The sequence below is a fragment of the Mesorhizobium sp. KACC 23794 genome (genome assembly GCF_052180275.1).
Lineage (GTDB): Bacteria > Pseudomonadota > Alphaproteobacteria > Rhizobiales > Rhizobiaceae > Kumtagia.
In genome coordinates, this window is sequence record NZ_CP197465.1 from 2,658,959 (window position 1) to 2,680,821 (window position 21,863).

The 21,863-nt window shown below is 63.8% G+C and carries 14 protein-coding genes; 5 read left to right on the plus strand and 9 right to left on the minus strand.

Going from position 1 to position 21,863, the window contains the following annotated elements; translation table 11 throughout:
* Window positions 1-790: 790 nt before the first annotated feature.
* On the plus strand, window positions 791-7,741 hold the full coding sequence (locus ACSBOB_RS13150) for a VCBS domain-containing protein (protein ID WP_442582830.1): 6,951 nt from the start codon (window positions 791-793) through the stop codon (window positions 7,739-7,741).
* Between the two features lie 673 nt (window positions 7,742-8,414).
* Here the strand turns inward: ACSBOB_RS13150 and ACSBOB_RS13155 are convergent.
* From ACSBOB_RS13155 to ACSBOB_RS13195, 9 genes are all read right to left on the minus strand, one after another.
* Window positions 8,415-9,452, minus strand: coding sequence for an aldo/keto reductase (locus ACSBOB_RS13155; protein ID WP_442582831.1), 1,038 nt, complete (start codon window positions 9,450-9,452; stop codon window positions 8,415-8,417).
* 22 nt (window positions 9,453-9,474) lie between these two features.
* Window positions 9,475-10,578, minus strand: a complete 1,104-nt coding sequence (locus ACSBOB_RS13160; RefSeq protein ID WP_442582832.1) for an ABC transporter permease — start codon at window positions 10,576-10,578, stop codon at window positions 9,475-9,477.
* A complete protein-coding gene (locus ACSBOB_RS13165) occupies window positions 10,575-12,050 on the minus strand; it encodes a sugar ABC transporter ATP-binding protein (RefSeq protein WP_442582833.1) in 1,476 nt (491 codons plus the stop codon). The genes ACSBOB_RS13160 and ACSBOB_RS13165 overlap by 4 nt, the downstream gene beginning before the upstream one ends.
* A 171-nt stretch (window positions 12,051-12,221) precedes the next feature.
* Window positions 12,222-13,178: a substrate-binding domain-containing protein gene (locus ACSBOB_RS13170; RefSeq protein WP_442582834.1), complete on the minus strand. Its 957-nt coding sequence runs from the start codon at window positions 13,176-13,178 to the stop codon at window positions 12,222-12,224.
* Between the two features lie 736 nt (window positions 13,179-13,914).
* On the minus strand, window positions 13,915-14,970 hold the full coding sequence (locus ACSBOB_RS13175) for a thiamine pyrophosphate-dependent dehydrogenase E1 component subunit alpha (RefSeq protein WP_442582835.1): 1,056 nt from the start codon (window positions 14,968-14,970) through the stop codon (window positions 13,915-13,917).
* Window positions 14,967-15,968 carry an alpha-ketoacid dehydrogenase subunit beta gene (locus ACSBOB_RS13180; RefSeq protein WP_442582836.1) on the minus strand — a complete coding sequence of 334 codons (1,002 nt, stop codon included), beginning with the start codon at window positions 15,966-15,968 and terminating at the stop codon, window positions 14,967-14,969. The genes ACSBOB_RS13175 and ACSBOB_RS13180 overlap by 4 nt, the downstream gene beginning before the upstream one ends.
* A gap of 63 nt (window positions 15,969-16,031) precedes the next feature.
* Window positions 16,032-16,508 (minus strand): VOC family protein, encoded by a 477-nt coding sequence (locus tag ACSBOB_RS13185; protein ID WP_442582837.1) that lies wholly within the window; start codon window positions 16,506-16,508, stop codon window positions 16,032-16,034.
* An 8-nt stretch (window positions 16,509-16,516) separates the two neighbouring features.
* Window positions 16,517-17,314, minus strand: coding sequence for an SDR family NAD(P)-dependent oxidoreductase (locus tag ACSBOB_RS13190; protein WP_442582838.1), 798 nt, complete (start codon window positions 17,312-17,314; stop codon window positions 16,517-16,519).
* A gap of 30 nt (window positions 17,315-17,344) precedes the next feature.
* Window positions 17,345-18,487 (minus strand): mandelate racemase/muconate lactonizing enzyme family protein, encoded by a 1,143-nt coding sequence (locus tag ACSBOB_RS13195; RefSeq protein WP_442582839.1) that lies wholly within the window; start codon window positions 18,485-18,487, stop codon window positions 17,345-17,347.
* Window positions 18,488-18,651: 164 nt separating this feature from the next.
* Between ACSBOB_RS13195 and ACSBOB_RS13200 the strand changes: the two genes are divergently transcribed.
* The 4 genes from ACSBOB_RS13200 to ACSBOB_RS13215 all read left to right on the plus strand — a co-directional run bounded on the left by ACSBOB_RS13200 (window position 18,652) and on the right by ACSBOB_RS13215 (window position 21,787).
* Entirely contained in the window at window positions 18,652-19,809 is a 1,158-nt protein-coding gene (locus tag ACSBOB_RS13200; protein ID WP_442582840.1) for an ABC transporter ATP-binding protein, read from the plus strand.
* A 100-nt stretch (window positions 19,810-19,909) separates the two neighbouring features.
* Window positions 19,910-20,146, plus strand: a complete 237-nt coding sequence (locus tag ACSBOB_RS13205; protein WP_442582841.1) for a biotin/lipoyl-containing protein — start codon at window positions 19,910-19,912, stop codon at window positions 20,144-20,146.
* A gap of 1 nt (window position 20,147) precedes the next feature.
* Window positions 20,148-20,639: a MaoC family dehydratase gene (locus ACSBOB_RS13210; protein ID WP_442582842.1), complete on the plus strand. Its 492-nt coding sequence runs from the start codon at window positions 20,148-20,150 to the stop codon at window positions 20,637-20,639.
* Entirely contained in the window at window positions 20,639-21,787 is a 1,149-nt protein-coding gene (locus ACSBOB_RS13215) for a CaiB/BaiF CoA transferase family protein (protein WP_442582843.1), read from the plus strand. The genes ACSBOB_RS13210 and ACSBOB_RS13215 overlap by 1 nt, the downstream gene beginning before the upstream one ends.
* Window positions 21,788-21,863 lie beyond the last annotated feature (76 nt).

Below are 21,863 nucleotides of genomic sequence, written 5' to 3' on the forward strand. Positions count from 1 at the left end.
CGGAACTCCATTTTACTTAAAAATTTGCGTTGCATTTTCTGCGACGTGGATACTTTTCGTTAATCATCCAGACGGTCACGTCTGGTGGCGCCTCGCAGCCGGGCCTCTTGGTGAGGTGCGGAAGCCCAATCCGCGCCGCAGCTACAGCATGGCACCGGCTTTGGTGACGCAGAAAGATCGGGGTGGCCACAGATTGCGGCAGGACGTTGCACGCGAGCCGTTGCGCTCTGCGGCGCGGTCGCCTCAAGGACAGATCCGCGCGCATCAGGGCCACGGGAAGACCGCCCGGCGTAACCGCGGCGCCTCTCTATATGCTGTCGCGCTAATATTGGCCACCAGTCCTTACTGCATTTTCGACCTCATCGGCGCGATATGTCTTGGTGAAGCGAGCAGGGCCGGCCAGTCGCGGAGAGAGTTGTTGCTGCGTCTGCACTGCCCGAATCCTGGCAGTCATAAAAGTGAAGTAAATCCGCACCTGCATAGAGTTGACATGATTGATGGGGAAGCGAACCCCAGGTGATCCTGCCACGGCATAATTGAAATTAACCGTCTTTCTGGGGTTTAACGTAACGTTTACCAAAATGCCCTTGGCAGGCCAAATAAGCTGTCGTATGGTCGCCTTAAGTTAACGTATTGTTAACGACTGGGGCGGGCACCGTGATTGGTGGGTGGGGTAGGGCGTTTTCTGAGTGGGGCCGTGTGCCTGCGCTGTTGATATGCTTTGAGCGCGGGTGGTAATCATTAAAACCTAATCTTCACTTCGCCCTTGGCCAAATCCAGGGAGCGATAGATGGCAATTCTGTATGTTGATGGTAGCTACGGTGGAGTTTCGACCGGCTCGCAGAGCGAGCCTTTCAATTCGATAAGCGCGGCGATAGCGGCGGCGTCGGCGAACGACAAGATCATCGTTCGTGGCGGGACCTATGGCGAGAATATTGTCATCGACAAGCCGCTGACGCTTGTGTCCGAAAGCGGCGCGGGTTCGACCACGATCACTGGTCAAAGCAACTCCGCAAGCACAATCACCGTCGCGCCCGGCGTGGACAACGTCACCATCGGTGAAACGGGCCAGGGCTTCAAGATCATCGGCACCGACAATCCCAGCGCTGCCATCGAAAATGCCGCCATCTACCTGGCCGGCGCCCATTCGAACATCCTGATCCAGGGCAATGAAGTCGCCGCCAACGGCGATCTCGCTATTCTCAGCGAATATGCCGCGGCCATGGATCACATCACCATCGACAACAATGTCATCTCGGGCGCCACGTTCAATACGGCCCAGTCCATTCCCGATTTTGCAGGGTTCGGGTCCGCCCAGTTCACCGACAACAACGTTCCCCGGCCTGTCGTCTATTTCGGTAACACGAACAAGACCTTCATAAGCTTCACGAACAACACCGTCACCGCCGTGTCGGGCGGGATCGACGCCTCCGGCGACTTCCGCGGCAATGTGCAGGTCAATATCGACGGCGCGAACAACAGTGCCAGCAACAACGTCTTCGAGGGCGTGAACCAGGGACAGGGCAACGTCGATTTCGCCAGCGCGCTGCGCATGCGCGGCCCCGACATGACGATCACCGACAACCAGTTCGATCATTCGCACACTGGCGGCATCTTCACCAACCAGCCAGCCGTCATGTCGAACAATGACGACCTCATCTATGCAGTTGCAGGCAATCAGGCTGTGGATGGCGGCGACGGCAACGATACTTACGACATGACCGCTGCCGGAACCAATGGCGGCTTTGTGGATCTGAATTCCGGTCTTTCCTTCTCTTCCGCAACAGGCAACGACACGCTGGTCAGCATCGAGAACGTGCGCGGCAGCGCTGGTAATGACGGCCTCTACGGCGATGGCGGCGACAATGTCTTCTTCGCCACGGCGGGCGTCGACACCATCGACGGCCGCGGCGGCTCCGACACGTACAATGCGAGCACCGCGACGACGGATGTCTCGATCGATCTCGCCGCGGGTTCCGTGTCCGGGGCCTATACGGCTTCCCTGAACGGCATCGAGAACGCTGTCGGCGGTTCGGGCAACGATACGCTGGTGGGCAATGCGAGCGCCAACACCCTCGTCGGCAACGATGGCGCCGACAACTTCTCGGGGCTCGGTAACGGTGACGTGGTGTCGGGTGGTGCCGGCTTCGATACGGCTGAGTTCGCTGGAAGCGCCGAGGATTGCACCATCGCGGCAGGCGCCGAGCCGGGTTCCATCACGGTCTCCGGTTCTTTCGGAAGCGTAGCGCTCACCGATGTCCAGCGCCTTGAATTCCAGACCGGCGGCGATGTCTGGATCGTCAAGGATGCGGCAGAGCTCTCTTTCGCTCTGGGCAATGCGGGGACCGGTGACACGATCAAGCTGGCTGACGGCACCTATTCCGGCAACTTCATTGCCGCAACCGAGGGCCTGACGATCGAGTCCCTGAGCGGCGATGGCAGCGCGGTAGTGCTCCAGGGCGCGTTCAAAACGATCAACGGGATCGACTCCGGCACGACGGTTGGCGATTGGCTCAAGACAGCCACGTCCTACACCGGCACGCCCGCAGGCCTCAGCATCCAGGCGGACGGCGTCACGGTCCAGAACCTGACGATCCGCGAATACCGCACGGGCATCGATCTCGGCTCCAACAGCGGCCTGACGATCGACGGCGTCGTGTTCGACGAGAACATCCACGGCATCTACAAGGAGGATGGCTCGGCGGTCGTCACGGACTTCGCGCTCACGAACAGCCGGTTTGAAGACGGCTACCAGGGCCTCATCGTCAACGCCGCTATCGGCGGCGGTGTGTTCGAGGGCGTTCTGATCGATGAAGTGACGTTCGCTCGCCTAGTGGAAAAAGGCATCTATGTCGAGCAGCTCAGCGATGCCGAACTGTCCAACCTGCACATGAGCGATGTCGGCCAATTCGGCCGGACGCAGCCCTTCGGTCCTGCCGGTCAGAACGGCGCGGGCATCGACATCAATCTGAAGTATGGCGACTTTTCGGGCATCAGCATTCACGATTTCGATTTCGTGAACGTGGGCGCCAGCACCGGGACGAGCGGCATTTCGCACCTGAATGGGGGCAGTATCCTCATCAAGGCGCGCGATGACGGCTCCTATGCCGGCCCCAATGCTGCGACGCTCGATGGTGTGACGATCGAGAACGGCTCGATCGACGGCACTTCGACCGGCATCCGCTTCGGCGAACCCGGCAAGACCACTGCCGGCCCCACCGGTGTCACCGTGGACGGCGTCGAGATCACCGATGCAACCGCCGGCTCCTTCGACAACCAGACGACGACGGTCCACGTCATCAACCTGACGGACGATGCGGAGATCGTGACGATCAGCTCCGCCTCCACGGGCGGCCTGCATATCAATGGTCTCGGCGGCGCGGACGATATCAGCGGCGGCAACGGCGCGGATGTCCTTTCGGGTGGAACCGGCTCCGATGCGCTCAACGGCGGCAACGGAGTGGATACCGCGGTCTATGCAGCCGCGGTCACCTCGGCCGACATCACCGAAGTCGCCGGCAAATGGCAGGTGGCCGGCGGAGCCGAGGGCACCGACACGCTCTCCGATGTGGAGATCGTCGACGGCGCCGGAGCGGGCAAGTTCCTGCTCGTGGGCGCTGGTGGCTATGACAGCATCCAGGCCGCAGTCGACGCCGCGGGCGATGGCGACACGATCATGATCGCGGCCGGTACCTATGTCGGCAACGTGACCGTCAACGACAAGGCATTGACCTTCGTCGGTGCGAATGCCGGCGAAGACGGCGACGGGACGCGAGACCCGGAATCGTCGATCGTCGGCCGCGTCTTCGTGAACGGCACGAAGGATGTCAGCTTCGACGGCGTGGAATTCCGCGCAACCGCCACGACCGGCACGACGGGGCCATCCAATCCAGCGCTTGGCTTTGCTGGTTCGGGCGACTACTCGGCCATCAACTCCGTATTCTACAGCGCTGTTGTCGGTGGAAACACGGAATCGCGGGCGATCGGCCTCTACACCAACCTTTCCGGCGGCGTGACGATCGCGGACAACCTCTTCACCGGTTCGGCCGAGCAGAACTTCTCCGGCGCGTCCTGGCAGCGCGGCATCTGGTCCGATGGCACGAGTTCCGACCTCGACATCACCGGCAATACGTTCAACTGGGTCCGCTCGGCGATCAACCTCGACAGCTACAACGACGCCACTCATGAGGTGTCGGGCAATCTGTTCAATGAGGCCGGTTCGGGCATCTCGGTCGGCGCGCCGCAGGGAAGCGTCTTCACCGGGATCCACGGCAACGACTTCAACAATGTCGGCACCGACTTCAACTTCCAGAACGTGAGCACCGCGGTCACGCTTGATCTCACGGAATACGACAACACCAGCATCAACAGCCAGGTCACCCTGGTTCTCGGCAGCCAGGCGGGCGACTTGATCAAGGGTTCGGCCGGCGCCGACGCGATCGCCGGCAATGGCGGCGCGGACACGCTGGCTGGCGGCGAGGGCAACGATGCGCTCGACGGCGGCGCGGGCGTCGACGTCGCAACCTATGCCGCCGATCTCGACGGTTCGAACTTCGCCTTTGTCGGCGGCGTCTTCGAGGTGACGACAGGCGGCGCGGAGGGCACAGACACCATCCAGAACGTCGAGATGGTGACGGATGGAACCGGCGAGACCTTCCTGCTCGTCGGCGCGGGCGGCTATGCCACCCTCCAGGCGGCAATCGCGGCTGCAGAGGATGGCGACACCATCGTACTGGCCTCGGGCACCTACAGCGGCGATGTCGTCGTCGACAAGGACGTGACCATCGTTGGCGCCAATGACGGTATATCGGGCGATGGCAGCCGTGGCGCGGAATCCATCCTGTCTGGCGGCGTTATCGTCACGGCGGCGGGCGCCACGATCGACGGTGTGAAGTTCACCGGCGCCTCCTTGGCTGGCGGCACGGATTACCCGACCGGCCTGCTGATCAGCGCAAGCAATGTGAGTGTCATCAACTCCCTGTTCGAGGGCGACGGCAGCAGCGAGCGGCCGTTCAGCATCAACAACGGCGCCCAGAACACCACCATCAGCAACAACCTGATCACCGGCTGGGGCGAAGGCGTCTATGTCGTGATCGGAACCGAAGGGACGATCAGCGACAACGTGTTCGACGGCAACGGCAACGGCGTCGTCACCGAGTCCACCGGCGTCGTCATCTCCGGAAACAGCTTCAACAACTCGGTCGGCGCCCACATCGCGCCGCTGCCCTTTGTCGATGCTGATATCGGCGACTTCGTCTTCGACAACAGCTTTGTCGACATCGCCACCAAGCCGCGCCCGATCACCGTCTACGCCAATGGCCCCTCGGGTCAGACCATCGACGGCAGTGACGTCAGCGAGACCATCACCGGTGAGTATGCCGGCGGCGGCGTGAACCTCAACGGCAATGGCGGCAACGACAGGCTGATCGGCGGTTCCAACGGCGACACACTCGTGGGAGGCGCAGGCGACGACACGCTGGAGGGCAACGGCGGCAACGACGTGCTCGTTGGCGGCACCGGCGACGATATCATCCAGGGCGGCGACGGCCTGGACGAGGTACAGGTTTCCGGATCGGCGTCAAATAGCATCGCCCTTCAAAGCGGCGCGACGCTGGTCCTGAACGGCGGCGCGGACGGCGTCGACTTCCTCCAGACGATCGAAACCGTGCGCTTCACGCAGGGCACCCTGTCGCAAGCGGACGATCAGGTGGTCGAGGTAGTCAACGGAAACGCCATTGTGCTTGCCGCGGCCGACCAGGCCTCGGCCACAGAGCGTGGCGGTATCGCCAACGGTACCGCCGGTGTGGACCCGATCGGCAACGTGCTGTCGAACGACATCAACCTCGACCAGGGCGGCGCGGACATCATGCAGGTGACCGCGGCCAAGTCCGGCACGGGCATCGGCGCGGGGACAAGCGTCACGGCCGGCGGCGTGGTGATCGCCGGCGCCTATGGCGCGCTGACGATCAGCCAGAACGGCGGCTATTCCTATGCCGTGGACAACGCCAACGGATCCGTGCAGGCGCTGGGGGCGTCCGACAATCTGCAGGAGGTGTTCACCTATACGGTGGACGATGGCTCGGGCAATCCGCGCACGGCGACGCTGACCGTCACCATCAACGGCGCCAACGACGCGCCGACGGAGATCAGCTTCGGCGAGCCGCGGCTGGTCGACGAGAATGTCGATGGCGCGATTGCATCGCGACCGATTGTCGTCAGCGACGTTGACGGCGAGGTTTTCGAGGCTTCGGACTTTGTGGTCTCGGACGGCCGCTTCGAGGTGATCGAGGCTGGCGGCGTCTTGTTGCTCAAGCTCAAGGATGGCGTCCAACTCGACTTCGAGACCGATGGTCCGTCGATCTCGGTCGACGTGACGGTCACCGATGCCGGCGACGCGACGCTGACGCGCACCCTTGAGCTTGCCGTCAACGACAGCAATGAGCAGCCCGGCGGCACCGAAGGCCTTCAGGCGCAGACGGCAAGCATGGAGCGCGGCTCCACCGGCACGCCGCTGAACCTGACTGTTCCTGTCGATCCCGACGGCGACACGCTGAGCTTCACGGTCTTCTCGCTGCCGACAAAGGGGGTTGTCTCGCTTGGCGGGGTGGCGCTGAGCCTCGGCCAGGTGCTCACGGCGGCGCAGTTCGCGGCGCTGGCCTATTCCTCGCCTGCCGACGCGGACGGAACTTTCACGCTGGAGTTCGACGTGAGCGACGGCGTGAACCTGGTGGCGCAGACGGTCCAGTTGCAGGTGACGGGGGGCGTCAACAGCAATCTCGTGGGCACGGCCGACGCGGACCGGCTGGACGGCGCCTTCGGCGATGACGTGGTGAGCGGCCTCGGCGGCGACGACATCCTGATCGGCGGCGTCGGCGACGATACGCTGATCGGCGGCACCGGCGCCGACTACCATTCGGGCGGCACCGGCAACGACACGGCTTCCTACATCAATGCCGCGTCGGGTGTGACGGCCAGCCTCGCCAATGCCGCGATCAACACCGGCGAAGCCGCGGGCGATGTCTACAACTCGATCGAGAGGCTGACAGGCTCGAGTTTCGGCGATGCGCTTACCGGCACGGCCGGATCGAACACCGTCGCGGCGGGCGACGGCGACGATGTGGTCCAGGGCCTGGCCGGCAACGACACGCTTGCCGGCCAGGGCGGCAACGACACGCTGGTGGGTGGCCTCGGCGCCGACTATCTGTCGGGCGGCTCCGGTTCCGACACCGCCTCCTACGCCAATGCCGCGGCAGCCGTGAAGGTGAGCCTCAGCAACCCGGCGATCAACACCGGCGAGGCCGCGGGCGACACCTACAATTCGGTGGAAAGGCTTCTGGGCTCGGCCTTCAACGACACGCTCGAGGGCACGGCCAGCGCCAACACCATCAATGGCGGCGCGGGCAGCGACGTGCTGACGGGCCTTGGCGGCTCCGACAGCTTCGTGTTCTCCACGGCGCTCGGGGCGACGAATGTCGACAAGATCACCGACTTCACCGTCGCCAGAGACAAGATCCTGCTCGACCACGCGATCTTCAGCATGCTTGCGGTCGGAGCCCTCGACGCCTCGGCGTTCAAGGACAACTTCCTGGGCACGCGGGACGCCGACGACCGCGTCTTCTACAACTCGAACAGCGGCTCGCTGTTCTACGACGCCGACGGCACCGGCGGCGCCGCCGCCGTGAAGTTCGCCTCGCTCGCCACCGGGTTGAGCCTCACGGCAGCCGACTTCGTGGTGATCTAGGCCGGGTTCCCAGCGCAGGCGCCGCAAGGCGCCTGCGCACGTCCTCCGGGAACCGCGCCGCAGCCGCGGACCGTCATGAAAAGACCAGCAAGCCGCAGCTCAACCCTGCGGCTTTTCCGCGCCAGCCTCGCACTCCACCGCGGCGAGGCGATGAACGGCAGAGGCCGCAAAGGGATGGAAGAGGACGGTTCCCGGGCGTCAAGGTTCGTGCGGAGCCGTTCTTCAACCTCCAGACCGCGCTCGACAACCTCCTGTTGGAGGCCGTCCTGACCTTAGCCAGGCAGGTCGAGACGTCAGTTGTGGGGTGTGCTCCCGAGGGGTGCGCCGGATGCCCACGGGCGGCCGTTTTGCGGCGCGCCGGTTCTCCCGTTCGCCAGCTTGCGGTTTCTTTCGAGTTTGCGAGGAAACTTAGTTGGTTGAAATTCCTCAGATTTAACGTCTGTTCGCCCGACAAGGCATCGGCGGCGATCTATCCGTGCACACGGAGCGGGGGTGAGCGCGTCGGGGGGGACCTGGCGCCGTTAACAAGAGCAGCCGAACAAGCCGCTTTCCTCAAGGCCTGCCATTTTGACGGTGGAACGACGATGAGGGCAGGGGATTCAAATCCAGCCTTCTCCAGTCTTGGAAGGCCTGTGCCGCACCTTGCTCATGGATCGAGACGTGTCGGCACAATTCATACCTGTCCCGTAAAGTCGCAGGGCGCGTCTTCGGCCAAAAGTCCCTTCGCCTTCAGGTCGGGCCAAAACTCCAACGGAATTGCATGCCGAAAACTCTCGACGTTCTGGCGGACCTGGTCCGGATGGATGGCGCCGGGGATGACCGCGGCAACCGATTTGTGGCCGAGCGGGAACTGCAGCGCGGCGGCGGCGAGCGGCACGTCGTGCGCCTTGCACACCGCCTCGATCTTGGAGACGCGCTGCATGATCTCTGGCGTCGCGTCCGCATAATTGTATTTCGCGCCCTCGACCGCGCCGGTCGCCAGGATGCCCGAATTGTAGACGCCACCGATGACGACGCCGACATTGCGCCGCTCGCAATAGGGAAGCTCGGTCTTCAGCGTCTCCTGCTCCAGCAGCGTGTAGCGCAGCGCCACCAGGAAGAAGTCGAGATCGAGCATGTCGAGGAAGCGCGGCATCATGCCAAGCTCGTTGATGCCCGCGCCGATGCCGCCGATCAGTTTATGGGAACGTAGCTGGTCGAGTGCCCGCCAGCCGGAGGAGAAGAGCTGCGCCAGATAGGCCGAGACGTTGGCTTCCGTCTTGTGGAACCAGAAATCGAGATCGTGAATGATCAGCAGGTCGATGCGGTTCATGCCGAGCCGCATCTGCGACTGCTCATAGGCGCGCATGATCCCATCATAGGAATAGTCGTGGACATGTGCGAAGCGCAGACCGCCCACCCAGCCCGGCGCGCGGAAATTGTCGGGATCCGCCGGCGGGTAGAACCAGCGGCCTACCTTGGTGGAAAGCACGAATTCGCCGCGCGGCTTGTTGTCGAGCAACCGCCCGTTGCGCATTTCGCTGAGCCCGCTGCCGTAAAACGGCGCGGTATCGAAGTAGCGGATGCCGGCGTCCCACGCCGCCGCCAGCGTGGCCGCCGCCGTCGCCTCGTCGACCCGTATGAACAGTTCGCCCAGTCCCGCGCCGCCAAAACCGAGTTGCGTGACCGACAAGCCCGATTTGCCGAGGACGCGTTTTTGCGTGGGTTCCATAAGGGTCTCCGTTTCTTTGGCGTCAGGTGCGGCGCGAAATGCGGCGCTGCAAGGCTTCGAGCAGCACGGCAGCAAGGATGATCGCCCCGGTCGCAAAGCCCTGCCAGAAGATCTCGATCCGCGCTAAATTCAGGAAGTTGCGGGTAAGTGCGATGATGACGACGCCGATGATGGTACGCAGCACGCGCCCCTGACCGCCGGACAGGCTGGTCCCGCCGATGACGACGGCGGCGATGACCTCGAACTCGAGGCCCTCGCCGGTGTTCGGCGAGACGGCGCCGAGCCGCGAGATGCTGACCAGCCCGCCGAGCGAGGCGGTGAAGCCGACGATCATCAGGCAGATGATCTTGACCCGGTCAGCACGTATGCCGGAGAGCATGGCGACGGTTCGGTTCGAGCCGACCGCATAGACGCGTTTTCCGAACGAGGTGCGCTCCATCAGGAACCACGCCGCCGCGTAGACCAGGACGGCGACCCAGACGATGTTCTGGATGGGAAGCCAGACGATAAGGTCGGCGAGCGAGCCAGATTCCAGCAGCCCGCTGACATTAAAAGGCAGCGGAAGCTGCACCCAGCGGCCCTGGCCGAAAGCGCGGATGACATTGGGAATGTCGGGGATCGGCTGGCCCTGCGTGACCACCAGCGTCAGGCTGCGCGCCATCATCAGGGTGCCGAGCGTCACGATGAAGGAGGGGATGAGCGCCTTGGTGACGACCAGGCCGGCGAAGAAGCCGATCAGCGGGCCTATAAACAAAGGGACCGTCAGGCCGAGCGCGATGATCCACCAGACCTGATCGTCGGATGTCGGCACCGGGAACCAGCGCACCATGATCCAGCCGGCGACCGCCGCCGACAGGCCTACCACCGAGCCGACGCCGACATCGAATTCGCCGGCGATCATCACGATCGTCATTCCGGCCGCCACGATCAGCATCACCGTCATCTGGCCGAGTAGATTGCCGATGTTTACCGGCGACAGGAAACGGTCGTTGGCGATCTGCATCAGGATGATCAGCGCCAGCAGCACACTCAGCGCCTGGATCAGGCTGTAGGAGCGTTTCAGCCGGCTCATCAGCCGGCTTGGTTCGAGCGCCGGAGCCGGCGGAGGGGAGATGACGCTCGTCATGCCGGGACCGCCAGTTCTTCTCCGCAGGCCGCGGCATGGAGGATGGATTCGCGCCGGATCGCCGCGCCCGTCAGTTCCGTGACGAGTTGCCCGCGGAACATGACCAGCACCCGGTCGCACAGCGTCACCAGTTCCTCCAGCTCGGTGGTGATCAGCACGATGCCGACGCCGGCGGCGGCTATTTCGTCGATGATCGCCCGGATCTCCGCCTTGGCGCCGACATCGATGCCGATGGTGGGGTCTTCCATGACGAAGACTTTTGGCCTCGTCTCCAGCCATTTGGCAAACAGCACCTTCTGCTGGTTGCCGCCGGAAAGTTGCGACGCCAGCGCCTCCGGTCCGGGCGCGCGGATGTGCAGCCGCGTGATGTTGCGGGTCGTCGCCTCGGTCATTGCCGAAGCATCGAGCCGTCCCGCCGTGCCGGTGAACCGGGACAGGATCGGCAGACAGATGTTCTCTTTCAGCGTGAAATCGAGCAGCAGACCCTCGCGCCGGCGGTCGCCAGTGATCAGCGCCAGCCCGGCCTTCAGCGACGCGGCGGGATCGCGCGGCGGAACGGCGGCGTCCTCGATGAAGACGCGTCCGCCGATCCGCCCGCTTGCCTCGGCGCCGAAGATCGCCTTGGCGAGTTCGCCCAGCCCCGATCCGGCAAGACCTGTTATGCCCAGAACTTCGCCGTGTCCGAGCTCGAAGCTGATCGCGTCGAGGCGACCGGGGATGCTCAACGCCTCGACGCGCATGAGGGGAGCGGATGCACCCTTCAGCCGAGGGGCCGCTGGCCGCCTCTGCGTCTCGACATGGCGTCCGACCATAGCGGTCACGACCTGCGCCAGGCTGGTGTCCGTTACCGGCCCGTCGGCCACCACTTCACCGTCGCGCATCACGGTGAGGTCGTCGCAGACGGCGAAGATTTCGTTCAGATAATGCGAGATCAGCACGACGCCTACGCCACTTTCGGCGAGACGGCGGATCAGCCGAAGCGCGACCTGCACCTCCGACTCGGTCAGCGAAGATGTCGGCTCGTCGAGGATCAGGATTTTCGGATCGAGCGACACGCCCTTGACGATCTGAACCATCTTCTTGAGATCGTTTGGCAATTCCGAAACGACCGCGTCCGGGTCGACGTCGATCTCGTAGAGACGCAGCAATTGCGAGACCTTGTCCGCCATCGCGCGGCGCCTGATCACGCCGAAACCGTAGGTCGGCTCGTTGTTCAGCAGCAGGTTTTCCGCCACCGTCATGGTCTGGACGAGATTGATGTCCTGGTGGATCGTCACGATGCGCTCAGCAAGTGCGTCGTCGGCGCCGGAGAACTGCATCGCCGTGCCTTGCAGTTCGAGAACGCCGGCGTCCGGCGGATAGACGCCGGCGATGATCTTCACCAGCGTCGATTTGCCTGCGCCGTTCTCGCCGACCAGGCCGCGGACACGGCCCGCGTCGATCGCAAAATCCACACCGCGCAAGGCTCTCACGGCCGCGAAACTCTTCACCAGTCCGCGGCAACGCAGCACGCCGGCCGCGGGTGAATGCGCTGCTTCGGCTCGAGTTGCTGCTCGGTCGTTCGATGCTTGCACGGCTTGGTCCGGAGTTTTAGGCACGAGCGGCCGGAACCCGCGTGGGATTCCGGCCGGCATGGCGTGGCGTTATTTTCCGGTGACCTGCGGGTCTTCGGCGAACTCGGCTGCATTGGCCTTGGTCAGCAGCTTGGTGCCGAGGCCGATGTCATGTGGCACCTCGCCGCCGCCGAGCTTGGTCAGCACGATGTTCATGCCCTCGTAGCCCATCTTGTAGGGGTCCTGCACGACCAACGCATCGATCTTGCCGTCCTGCACCATCTTGTAGGAGACTGGATCGAGGTCGAAGCCGATCAGCTTGACTTCGCCGGCCTTCTTGGCCTGCTCCAGCGCCTGGTAGGCCCCCTGGATGACCAACTGGTTGAAGGCGAACGCGCCCTTCACGTCTGGCTCGGAGACCAGCAAGTCTTCCATCGACTGTCGTCCGGCGTCGAGCGTTAGGAACGCCACCGGCTGCTCCGGCAGAACCTCGAGACCCAGTTCTTTGGCGCGGTCCTCAAAGCCCTTCTGGCGGGTCTGGCCGTTGTCGTTGGTCGGCGCGTGGTCGAGCGTCACGACCTTCGATCCCTTGGGAAGCAGCGTTGCCATATAGTCGGCCGCCTGCTGGCCGCCCTTGTAGTTGTCGGTGATGATCAGGCTTTCATATTTGCCCGAGCGGATGCCGATGTCGGTGATCACCACCGGGATGCTCTGGGCATTGAACGTGTTCTTGATAGGCTCGGCCACCATCACGCTGTCGCCGGGGAAGATCAGCACGCCGTCGACGCCCTGCGCGTTCAGGTCCTCGAGGTCCGACACCTGCTTGGCCTTGTCGGTATCGCCGCCATTGGTGACGATCAGGTCGACATTGACGCCCTTTGCCTTCCATTCCTCCGCCGACTTCTTGGCACCGTTCACCATGGTGACGAGGAAGGGGTTGGTGCCCCAGAACACGGAATAGCCGATCTTATAATCCTCGGCCGATGCGACCGACGTGGCGAACGCTGTCGCCAAGGCGACGGACGCGGCCCATTTGAGCATGCGCATGAAAAATCCTCCCTGTTCGCCTGCTGGATCCTGCCGAAACGGTCGAGGCAGGGCAATCCGAGCTCCGAGCCAAGTCCTCCCGACTTTGATGGCTCGCCCGTACCCTCCTAGGATGCGCGGCTTGGAAAATGATATCGTTTCAATATTGCTTGTCAACCGAACAATGATGGCTCAAAACACAGTACGCGCCCATCGGAAATAAATATCTGGAATCGAATGGATATTCGTTGCTCGGACAGCTATTTTCAAGGCTTGGACCGTTTCCAGATTCTTGCCCGACCTGTCGGCTGTGCCCCGCGCGTAAATTTCCCGGCTGTCGGTCGTTCTGCTGTCTTCGCAATGGCGTTACTCATGCCGGCCGGATGCTCGATTGCGACGGTTTTGCTGCCGATTTAACATCTGCGGGCAGATGCAAAGACCGTGGGCAGGGATGCCTGCATCGCGCGTCACGACGCGGAGGTGCCTGCCTATGGGAGCTTCGCCTGCCGAGTGATGGCGGCAGTGAGTCGCTGGTTCCGGCTTCGGGTCGAACCGGATGGAAGTTGTTGGGTCGGCGTCAGGAGAATGCGGCGGCCAAACCGTCGGTCAGCGCGATCTACGGCGCAGTGTCGAAGACATCGCCGACGGAGAGGTCATCGAAACAGCAGATGTGGTTAGAGGGCATGATGCGGCCCATAAAAAAGAGCGCGCCGGATCGAACAAAAGTCATCGATCGGCGCGCCATCGATAGGTCCGCTCAATGCGCGTGTTTGCCGGCGCGATTTTCCCAGAAGGTTATTCGGCGGTCGCCGCCGGGACCCGCTGCGTTGACATGCGACAGCATTTCAACAAGTTCCGGTTGGGCCGAAGCCAGCACTTCCTCCGTCGCGCCTTCGACCTCGGCGCGCATATCTGTGCGCAAGGTCTCCACGCCGCCCTTGTCCAGCACGCCTTCGCCGACCAGCTTGTCGGCGAACAGGTTGATCGGATCGCGCTGCAGCCATTTGTCGAGTTCGCCTGGCAGGCGATAGGTGGCCGGGTCGGAGCGCGAATGGCCGGAATAGCGGTAGGTCTTCATCTCGACCAGCGACGGACCCTCGCCGGCCCGCGCCCGGGCAACCGCCGTCGCCATCGCCGCCGCGACCGCATCGACGTCCTGGCCGTCGACGATGACGCCCGGCATGGCGTAGCTGGTGGCGCGGATCGCGATATCCTCGATCGGCGTCGTCAGGTTGATGCGGCTGTATTCGCCATAAAGATTGTTCTCGCAGACGAAGACAACCGGCAGCTTCTGGATCGCCGCGAAATTCAGCGATTCATGGAAGGCGCCGATATTGGCCGAACCGTCGCCGAAGATCGCCACGGCAACCCGGTCGGTGCCGCGCGCCTTGGCGGCGATTGCCGCACCGCAGGCGATCGGCAGGCCGGCGCCGATGATGGCCGCCGTCGGCATAAGCCCAACGGTCGGCTCGACCAGATGCATGGACCCGCCAAGGCCGCCGGCGCAGCCGATGACGCGGCCGCAGATTTCGCCGAGAACGCCTTGGGGCGTCGCGCCCAGCGCCAGCGCATGGCTGTGGCCGCGATAGGTGCAGGTGACGATGTCGTCAGGGTCGATGGTGCGGGCGATGCCTACAGCGACGGCCTCCTGGCCGTTGGCGAGGTGGGTCGAGCCACGGACATAGCCGTCGGAAAACAGTTTCTGGATACGCTCCTCGACGAAGCGGATCTCCATCATCCGCTTCAACTGTTCGGTACGGTCGTCCAACGCCTCGCGGCGGGCGATCGGAGTGTTCGAATTCTTGGCGGTCATGATGCCTTCCTCCACCAGGGTTCGGGCGTGCGGTTCTTGGAGATCAGCGAGGCGGCCTGCATCGCCACATAGTCCGGGCTCGGCAGGTAGCGCGCCTCGAGTTCGCCATTGTAGGGCACCGGCGCGTCGGGCAGGGTGATGCGCAGCGGCGGCGCCTTGAGTTTGCCGAACAGTTCGGTCGAGACCGTGGCGACGATGTCGCCGCCCCAGCCGCTGCCGGCCGTCGCTTCCTCCACCGTGATCAGGCGACCGGTCTTGCGCACCGAGTTCAGGATCGTCTCACGGTCCCACGGCCAGATGGTCAGCAGGTCGATCACTTCGGCGTCGATGCCGCCCTGTTCGACGGCCTTCTTCGCAACACGCACCATCTGCCCGCAGGCGATGATCGTGGCGTCCGTGCCTTCGCGCACCACCTCGGCCTTGCCCAGCGGAATGCGGAACGTGTCCGGCTCGTCGAAATCGTCGCGCTCGCCGTAGAGGATGCGCGGCTCCAGCACGACCACCGGATCCGGATCCTCGATCGCCGAGCGCAGCAGGCCATAGACCGAGCGGGAGCCTGACGCCACGCAGACCTTGAGGCCCGGCGTGCCGCGGAACCAATGGTCGAGCATCTGCGAGTGCTGGCAGCCGAAACCCTGGCCGGCGCCGGCGGAGGCGCGCACCACCAGCGGCGTCGTCAGCCGGCCGCGCGACAGATAGCGCATGGTCGCGGCCTGCGTCGTCAACTGGTCGAGCGCCACGCCGATGAATTCGATGAACATCATCTCGACCACGGGTTTCATGCCGCAGACGGCGGCGCCGACGGCCGCGCCCATGAAGGCCATCTCGGAGATCGGCGTGTCGATCACGCGCTGCGGTCCGTGGATTTCCAGAAGTCCTTCGGTGACCTTGAACGGTCCGCCGGCGGCCGCGATATCCTCGCCCATCATGATGACGGTGGGGTCCTCGCGAAGCGCGTCGTCGAGTGCCTTCATCACCGCCTGACGCATACGCATCATGGCCACTTGGTTCTCCTCCCTTGCTGCTGGCCCGGCTCCGAGAAGCCGGAAACCGACGCCGCCTCACGCGGCTGGTTTATAGTCTCCAAAACCTGCCGCCGTCTGGATCAGTTCGACACGGAAGCCATCGGGATCGATCAGATAGACCGCCCGGCCACTCTTGTTCGGACCGATCGTCGGCGTCACCGGAGGAGATACGCTCTTTACCCCGGCGGAGGCAAGATTTTTGTGAAACGTTTCCAAATCGTCCACGGTAAAGGCGATGTGGCCGTTGCCGATGTTGGCATTTGCCATGTCGACGCGGTTTTGGGGCACGTTGCGGTACTCCAGAAGCTCCAAAAACGTTTCCGTTCCCGGCACGCGCAGGATGGCTCCGTGGAGGTCGACATCGGGATAGCCGACCAGCTCGCCAATATAGGCGGCCTTCGGGTTCCACTGGAACACCAGTTCGAGCCCTAGCAGGTCGCGATAGAAGGCGATCGAGCGCTCCAGCGACGTCACCGTGAAGCCTGTGTGGTGACCCTTGACGATACCAGCCATCTCTCACCTCACTGCGTCATGTAGCCGTCGTCGCACATGACGATGTGGCCGGTGACCAGTTCGGACGCATCGCTCGCGAGGAAGATCGCCGTGCCGATCAGTTCGCGCGGCAGGCCGAGGCGCGGCCGCAGCATGCGTGCCTTGATCCAGTCGGCCGTGATCGAGGTCTTCTGGCCCGCCGCCTTGGTCAGAGGCGATTCCATCAGCGTCGGACCGATACCGTTGACCCTGACGCCACGGTCCCGCCATTCCAGCGCCAGCGCCTTGGTCACCTGCAACACGCCGCCCTTGGAGGCGAGGTAGGCGCTGGCCCAAGGATAGGCGGTGAAGGAACCGATCGAGGCGATGTTGATGATCGAGCCCTTGCCTTGGCTCAGCATCTTGCCGCCAAAGGCCTGGCAGCAGAAGTAGGTGCCTTTCAGGTTCAGATCGAGGATGAAGTTGAATTTTTCCTCTGGGAATTCTTCCGCCGGGCTGCGGAAGGCGGAGCCGGCGCTGTTCACCAATATATCGACACGGCCGCGCGAAGCCGCGACCTTGTCGGCAAGGGCGAAACAGGCGGCGCGGTCGGTCACGTCGAGCTTTTGGATTTCCGCTTTGCCGCCTTGCTCCGCGACGGTAGCGCGCGTCGCTTTCATGCCATCCATGTTGATGTCGGCCAGCACGACGTCGACGCCCACCTGCGCGTAGCCGATCGCCATGGCCGCGCCCAGGCCGCTGCCGGCGCCGGTGATCACCGCGACGCGGCCCGTGAGGTCGAACAGGGTTTTTGCGTAGTCGGTGGGTACGGAAGGTTCGTCCGTCATGGCTTTCTGACCGATTTCTGGCGCGCGTTCTTACTGGTCGAGAATGTGATCCGGATCCTGATGCGGTTGGCTCAGGCACCATTGCTTGTCGATCATCTTGCCGAATCCGGGACCCTGCGGCAGCGGCTTCATACGCCCGCTTCCGTCGGCAATGATCTCCGGCTGGGCAAGAGCATCGTCGTAAGGGTGCACGCCCGTCCATGGCACGCCCCACTCGATCGGCTTGTCGTCGAAGCCCCAGGCGCTGAACACCTGGCTGTGGGTATGCGGGAACATATGCGGGCCGAAATCGACACCCGCCGCCAGGCATTCGTCGATGACGGCGCGGCCGCCGGTGATGCCGCCCATGCATGTCAGGTCGACGCGGACGCGATCGACGGACTTCGCCATGATCAGCGCTTCCGGGTAATAGGAACCGCCCTGTTCGTCGCCTTGCCAGATTGGCATCGGCACGCGCTTGCGCAACTCCGCCAGCATTCTGGCGTTGCCGGGCGGAAAAATGTCCTCGATGCAGCCCATGTCGATGTCGGCAATGCTGTTGGCGTAGGCGGCCGCCTCGTCGACCGTCTTGAACATCCAGACTAGGTCGGTTCCGAGCCACGCGTCGGGTGCCGCGGCGCGGGCGGCACGAAGGCGTGCGCCCGAGATCTCCCATGTCGCTCCCATCGGCGCCTTGAAGCGCCGCCACCCGTTTGCATAGAATTCCGCCGTCTGCGCGCCGGTCTTCTCCGGCGGCATGATCGCCGGCGGATAGCCGATGATGCATGTCGCGGGCATCGGCTTCACCTGCCCGCCCAGGAATTCGGCGATCGACTTGTCGGCGATCTTGGCCGCCACGTCCCAGCAGGCGAGATCGACGATCGACAACGCCCGAAGACCGACGCCGGCGCTATGGGAGCCATAGGTGCGCCCCTTCGCGGTCCTGTAGGTCGCCTCGCGGTCGGCGATGTCGGTGCCGACATAGACCGGGGCGATGCTCTTGCGGATCTGCTCGGCGACGGCGCCGTCGCGCGTCAGCGTGAATGCCCAGCCTTCATGTCCGGTCGAGGTGCGGACGCGCACGGTGGCGAATTCACGGATCTTCATCACCCAGTCGCCGAATACCACCGGCGCCGGAAGCTGCGCCTGGATGGTTGCTACCTGGACGTCCGTGATGGTGGCGGATTTCGCCATTGAAACGTTTCCCTATTGTGCTTTTGGTCGCGACGTTACGAGCCGTCCGCCGTCCAGTCAACCGATTGATTGCGCAAAGTCAAACGATTGACAAGAGGGATTCTGCTGTCTAGGACTCGACCCATGGTTAGGCCAGAGCGGCAATTTACCGGGCAGTGGGGCGGATGGGGTCGATAGTCCTCAGGGACTTGAGCAAGACGTATGGCGGGGGCGCGATCGCCGCCGTCAAATCCGTCAATCTCGAGATTGGAGACGGCGAATTCGTCGTCTTCGTCGGGCCTTCAGGCTGCGGGAAGTCGACGTTGCTGCGCATGATCGCCGGGCTGGAATCGATCAGCGGCGGCACGGTCGAGATCAACGGCAAGGTGGTGAACGAGGTCGCCTCGCGCAACCGCGACATCGCCATGGTATTCCAGAACTACGCGCTCTATCCGACTATGACTGTGCGCCAGAACATCGCCTTCGCCCTCGAACTGCGCAAGTTTCCGCAGGCGGCGATCGACGAGCGGGTCAACGAGGCGGCCCGCATCCTCGACCTCAAGGACCTGCTCGACCGCAAGCCGGGCCAACTCTCCGGCGGCCAGCGCCAGCGCGTCGCCATGGGCCGCGCCATCGTGCGCCACCCGCAGGCGTTCCTGCTCGATGAGCCGCTCTCCAACCTCGACGCAAAACTGCGCGTCCAGCTTCGCGCCGAACTCGGCCGTCTCCATCAGCGGCTCGGCGTCACCACCATCCATGTCACCCACGACCAGGTCGAGGCGATGACTTTGGGCAGCCGCGTGGCCGTGTTCTCGCGCGGCACGCTGCAGCAATACGATACGCCACAAAAACTCTACGACGCGCCGAAGAACCTGTTCGTCGCGGGTTTCATCGGCAGTCCGGCGATGAACTTCCTCGAAGGCGCTCTCGGCGGCAATGCCGACGCCGTGCAGATTGGTGCCGCCACGATACGGCTTGGCGCCCCGGCCGCAGCGGCGCAATCCGGGCGCGTGGTTGTCGGCGTGCGGCCCGAGCATCTGGGCTGGAGGCCGTGGGAGGAGGTACCCTCCGGCGTGCTGACAGGCACGGTCGATCTTGTCGAGACCATCGAGCCGGAAGCCTATGTGACGATCGCGTTGGACGATCCGTCGGCGCGTGTCAGGCAGGCGGACGAGGCAGTCTCAAGTGGTACGCCAAACGGCGCGTCGGCCGTACCGGCGGCTCAGCGCGTCCAGATGCGCGTTCCCGCCCGTGCGGCTCCCGCGCTCGGCCAGAAAGTGGCGCTGACGCCCGATCCCGAACGCATAAGACTGTTCGACGCCACTGGCGGAGCCGCATTGTGATGTCGACGCGGCCTGGTTTTTCTCCTATCGGAAGGGGGCGAGGCTGCCCCAGGGCGGGCAGCCGTCCACAACTGGAAACGTTTCAAAAGAAAGGCAGCCTATGCGCTCGACCCTGAAGATGCCGAAAGTCGGCGACGCCGCCAACGAGGTGGTGATCATGGAATTGCTGGTGAAGGTCGGCGACGCTGTGACCGAAGGCCAGAACCTGTTCGTCGTCGAGACGGACAAGGCGCAGCTCGAAGTGCCCGCGCCGTTTGCCGGCACGGTCCGCGACATATTGATCAAGGTGGGCGAGGAAGTGCCGACCGGCGCGCCGACGCTGGTGCTGGAGGCCTGACATGCCCCGCGTCCACGATGCACGGCAGCAGCATTTCGGCCTGTATCTGGACGAATACGAGGCTGGCGACGTGTTCCGGCACTGGCCGGGACACACGGTGACGGAGGCCGAGGACCATCTCTTCTGCCTGCTGACGCATTCCGCCAGCTCGATCCACACGGACCGTCACTATGGCGAGCACGAGACGGAGTTCGGGCGCAACGTTGTCGTCGGCACCTATGTCTACTCGCTTCTCGCCGGCATGAGTGTGCGCGATATTTCGGGCCGCGCCATTGCCAATCTGGGTGTCCACGAACTCAAGCATCTCGCGCCGCTCTTCCACGGCGACACGCTTTACGGCGTCACCGAAGTGCTCTCCACCAGGCCGTCGCAATCGCGGCCGGGGCAGGGGGTGCTGACAGTGCGCACGGACGGTTTCAAACAGGACGAAACGAAGGTCTGCACCTTCACGCGGTCGGTGCTGCTGCCGATGCGTCCTGCCGGGGAGGCGTGATGGACGCGAAAGAAGGCCCGCTCGCCGGGATAAAGGTCATTGAACTCGCCACGGTCGTGGCGGGGCCGGGAAGCGGGCGATACCTCGCCGATTTTGGCGCCGAGGTGATCAAGGTCGAGGCGCCTGGCGGTGACCCGACGCGCCGCATGGGCTGGACCGGTCCGGGCGAGACGGATGCCTATTTCTGGAAGCTAGTGAACCGCAACAAGCAGGTCGTCTCGCTCGACCTCAAATCCGAGCAGGGCAAGGCCGATCTCTGGGCGCTGCTGGCCGACGCCGATGTGCTGATCGAGAACATGCGGCCCGGCAAGCTGGAGGCGTTGGGTTTTTCGCCGGAGGCACTGCACGCGAAAAATCCGCGGCTGGTGATCCTGCGCGTCAGCGGCTTCGGCCAGGACGGCCCCTACGCCCAGCACCCCGGCTTTGCCACCATCGCCGAGGCGCTGAGCGGTTTCGCCGGTCTGCTCGGCGAGGCCGACGGGCCTCCACTTCTGCCGCCGATCGCGCTGACCGACGAGGTGACCGCGCTCGGCGGCGCCTTCTCCACGCTGGTCGCGGTGCGCCATGCCGAGCGGACCGGCGAAGGGCAGGTGGTCGACGTCAACCTGTTGCAATCCATGTTCCAGATCATGGGCCCGCTCGTCTCGGCTTTCGCCCATATGGGCTATCTGCAGCCCCGGCTGGGCTCCGGCATTCCCTACACTGTGCCGCGCGGCACCTATCGCTGCGCCGACGGCATATGGGTGGCGGTGTCCAGTTCGTCCGACAGCATCGCGCGGAGGGTGCTCGATCTTGTCGGTCTCACCGGCGACGAGCGGTTTTCGTCTTTCCAGGCGCGCAGCGCCAACCGCGAGGCGCTGGAAGAATGGATCAGCGCCTGGATTGCCGAGCGGCCCTACGAAACGGTGCTCGCCGAATTCCGCCGCGTCGACGCGGCGATCGCAAAAGTGCTCGACATGCGCGATATCTTCGCCGACCCGCATTTCAAGGCGCGCGAGATGATCACGGAAGTCGACGGGGTGGTCATGCAGAACATGCTGGCGAACCTGTCGAAGACGCCGGGCAAGCTGCGGCACGCCGGAAAACCGTTTGGCGCGGACAATGAGTCGGTGCTCGGGCCAGTGCGTGAGAAAGACGCGGTGGGGTGACGCTTGCAAATCTTGCCTTGAAGGTGAGGCGTTTTGCGAAGCAAGGTCAAAGAAGGTAGAGTGAGTGGGCAACCTG

What these genes read in the sequence shown, in the direction of transcription:
- ACSBOB_RS13150 (WP_442582830.1), top strand. Translation starts at nt 791, where the DNA reads ATGGCAATTCTGTATGTTGATGGTAGCTACGGTGGAGTTTCGACCGGC.
- ACSBOB_RS13155 (WP_442582831.1), bottom strand. Translation starts at nt 9,452, where the DNA reads ATGGAACCCACGCAAAAACGCGTCCTCGGCAAATCGGGCTTGTCGGTC.
- ACSBOB_RS13160 (WP_442582832.1), bottom strand. Translation starts at nt 10,578, where the DNA reads ATGACGAGCGTCATCTCCCCTCCGCCGGCTCCGGCGCTCGAACCAAGC.
- ACSBOB_RS13170 (WP_442582834.1), bottom strand. Translation starts at nt 13,178, where the DNA reads ATGCGCATGCTCAAATGGGCCGCGTCCGTCGCCTTGGCGACAGCGTTC.
- ACSBOB_RS13175 (WP_442582835.1), bottom strand. Translation starts at nt 14,970, where the DNA reads ATGACCGCCAAGAATTCGAACACTCCGATCGCCCGCCGCGAGGCGTTG.
- ACSBOB_RS13180 (WP_442582836.1), bottom strand. Translation starts at nt 15,968, where the DNA reads ATGATGCGTATGCGTCAGGCGGTGATGAAGGCACTCGACGACGCGCTT.
- ACSBOB_RS13185 (WP_442582837.1), bottom strand. Translation starts at nt 16,508, where the DNA reads ATGGCTGGTATCGTCAAGGGTCACCACACAGGCTTCACGGTGACGTCG.
- ACSBOB_RS13190 (WP_442582838.1), bottom strand. Translation starts at nt 17,314, where the DNA reads ATGACGGACGAACCTTCCGTACCCACCGACTACGCAAAAACCCTGTTC.
- ACSBOB_RS13195 (WP_442582839.1), bottom strand. Translation starts at nt 18,487, where the DNA reads ATGGCGAAATCCGCCACCATCACGGACGTCCAGGTAGCAACCATCCAG.
- ACSBOB_RS13200 (WP_442582840.1), top strand. Translation starts at nt 18,652, where the DNA reads ATGGGGTCGATAGTCCTCAGGGACTTGAGCAAGACGTATGGCGGGGGC.
- ACSBOB_RS13205 (WP_442582841.1), top strand. Translation starts at nt 19,910, where the DNA reads ATGCGCTCGACCCTGAAGATGCCGAAAGTCGGCGACGCCGCCAACGAG.
- ACSBOB_RS13210 (WP_442582842.1), top strand. Translation starts at nt 20,148, where the DNA reads ATGCCCCGCGTCCACGATGCACGGCAGCAGCATTTCGGCCTGTATCTG.
- ACSBOB_RS13215 (WP_442582843.1), top strand. Translation starts at nt 20,639, where the DNA reads ATGGACGCGAAAGAAGGCCCGCTCGCCGGGATAAAGGTCATTGAACTC.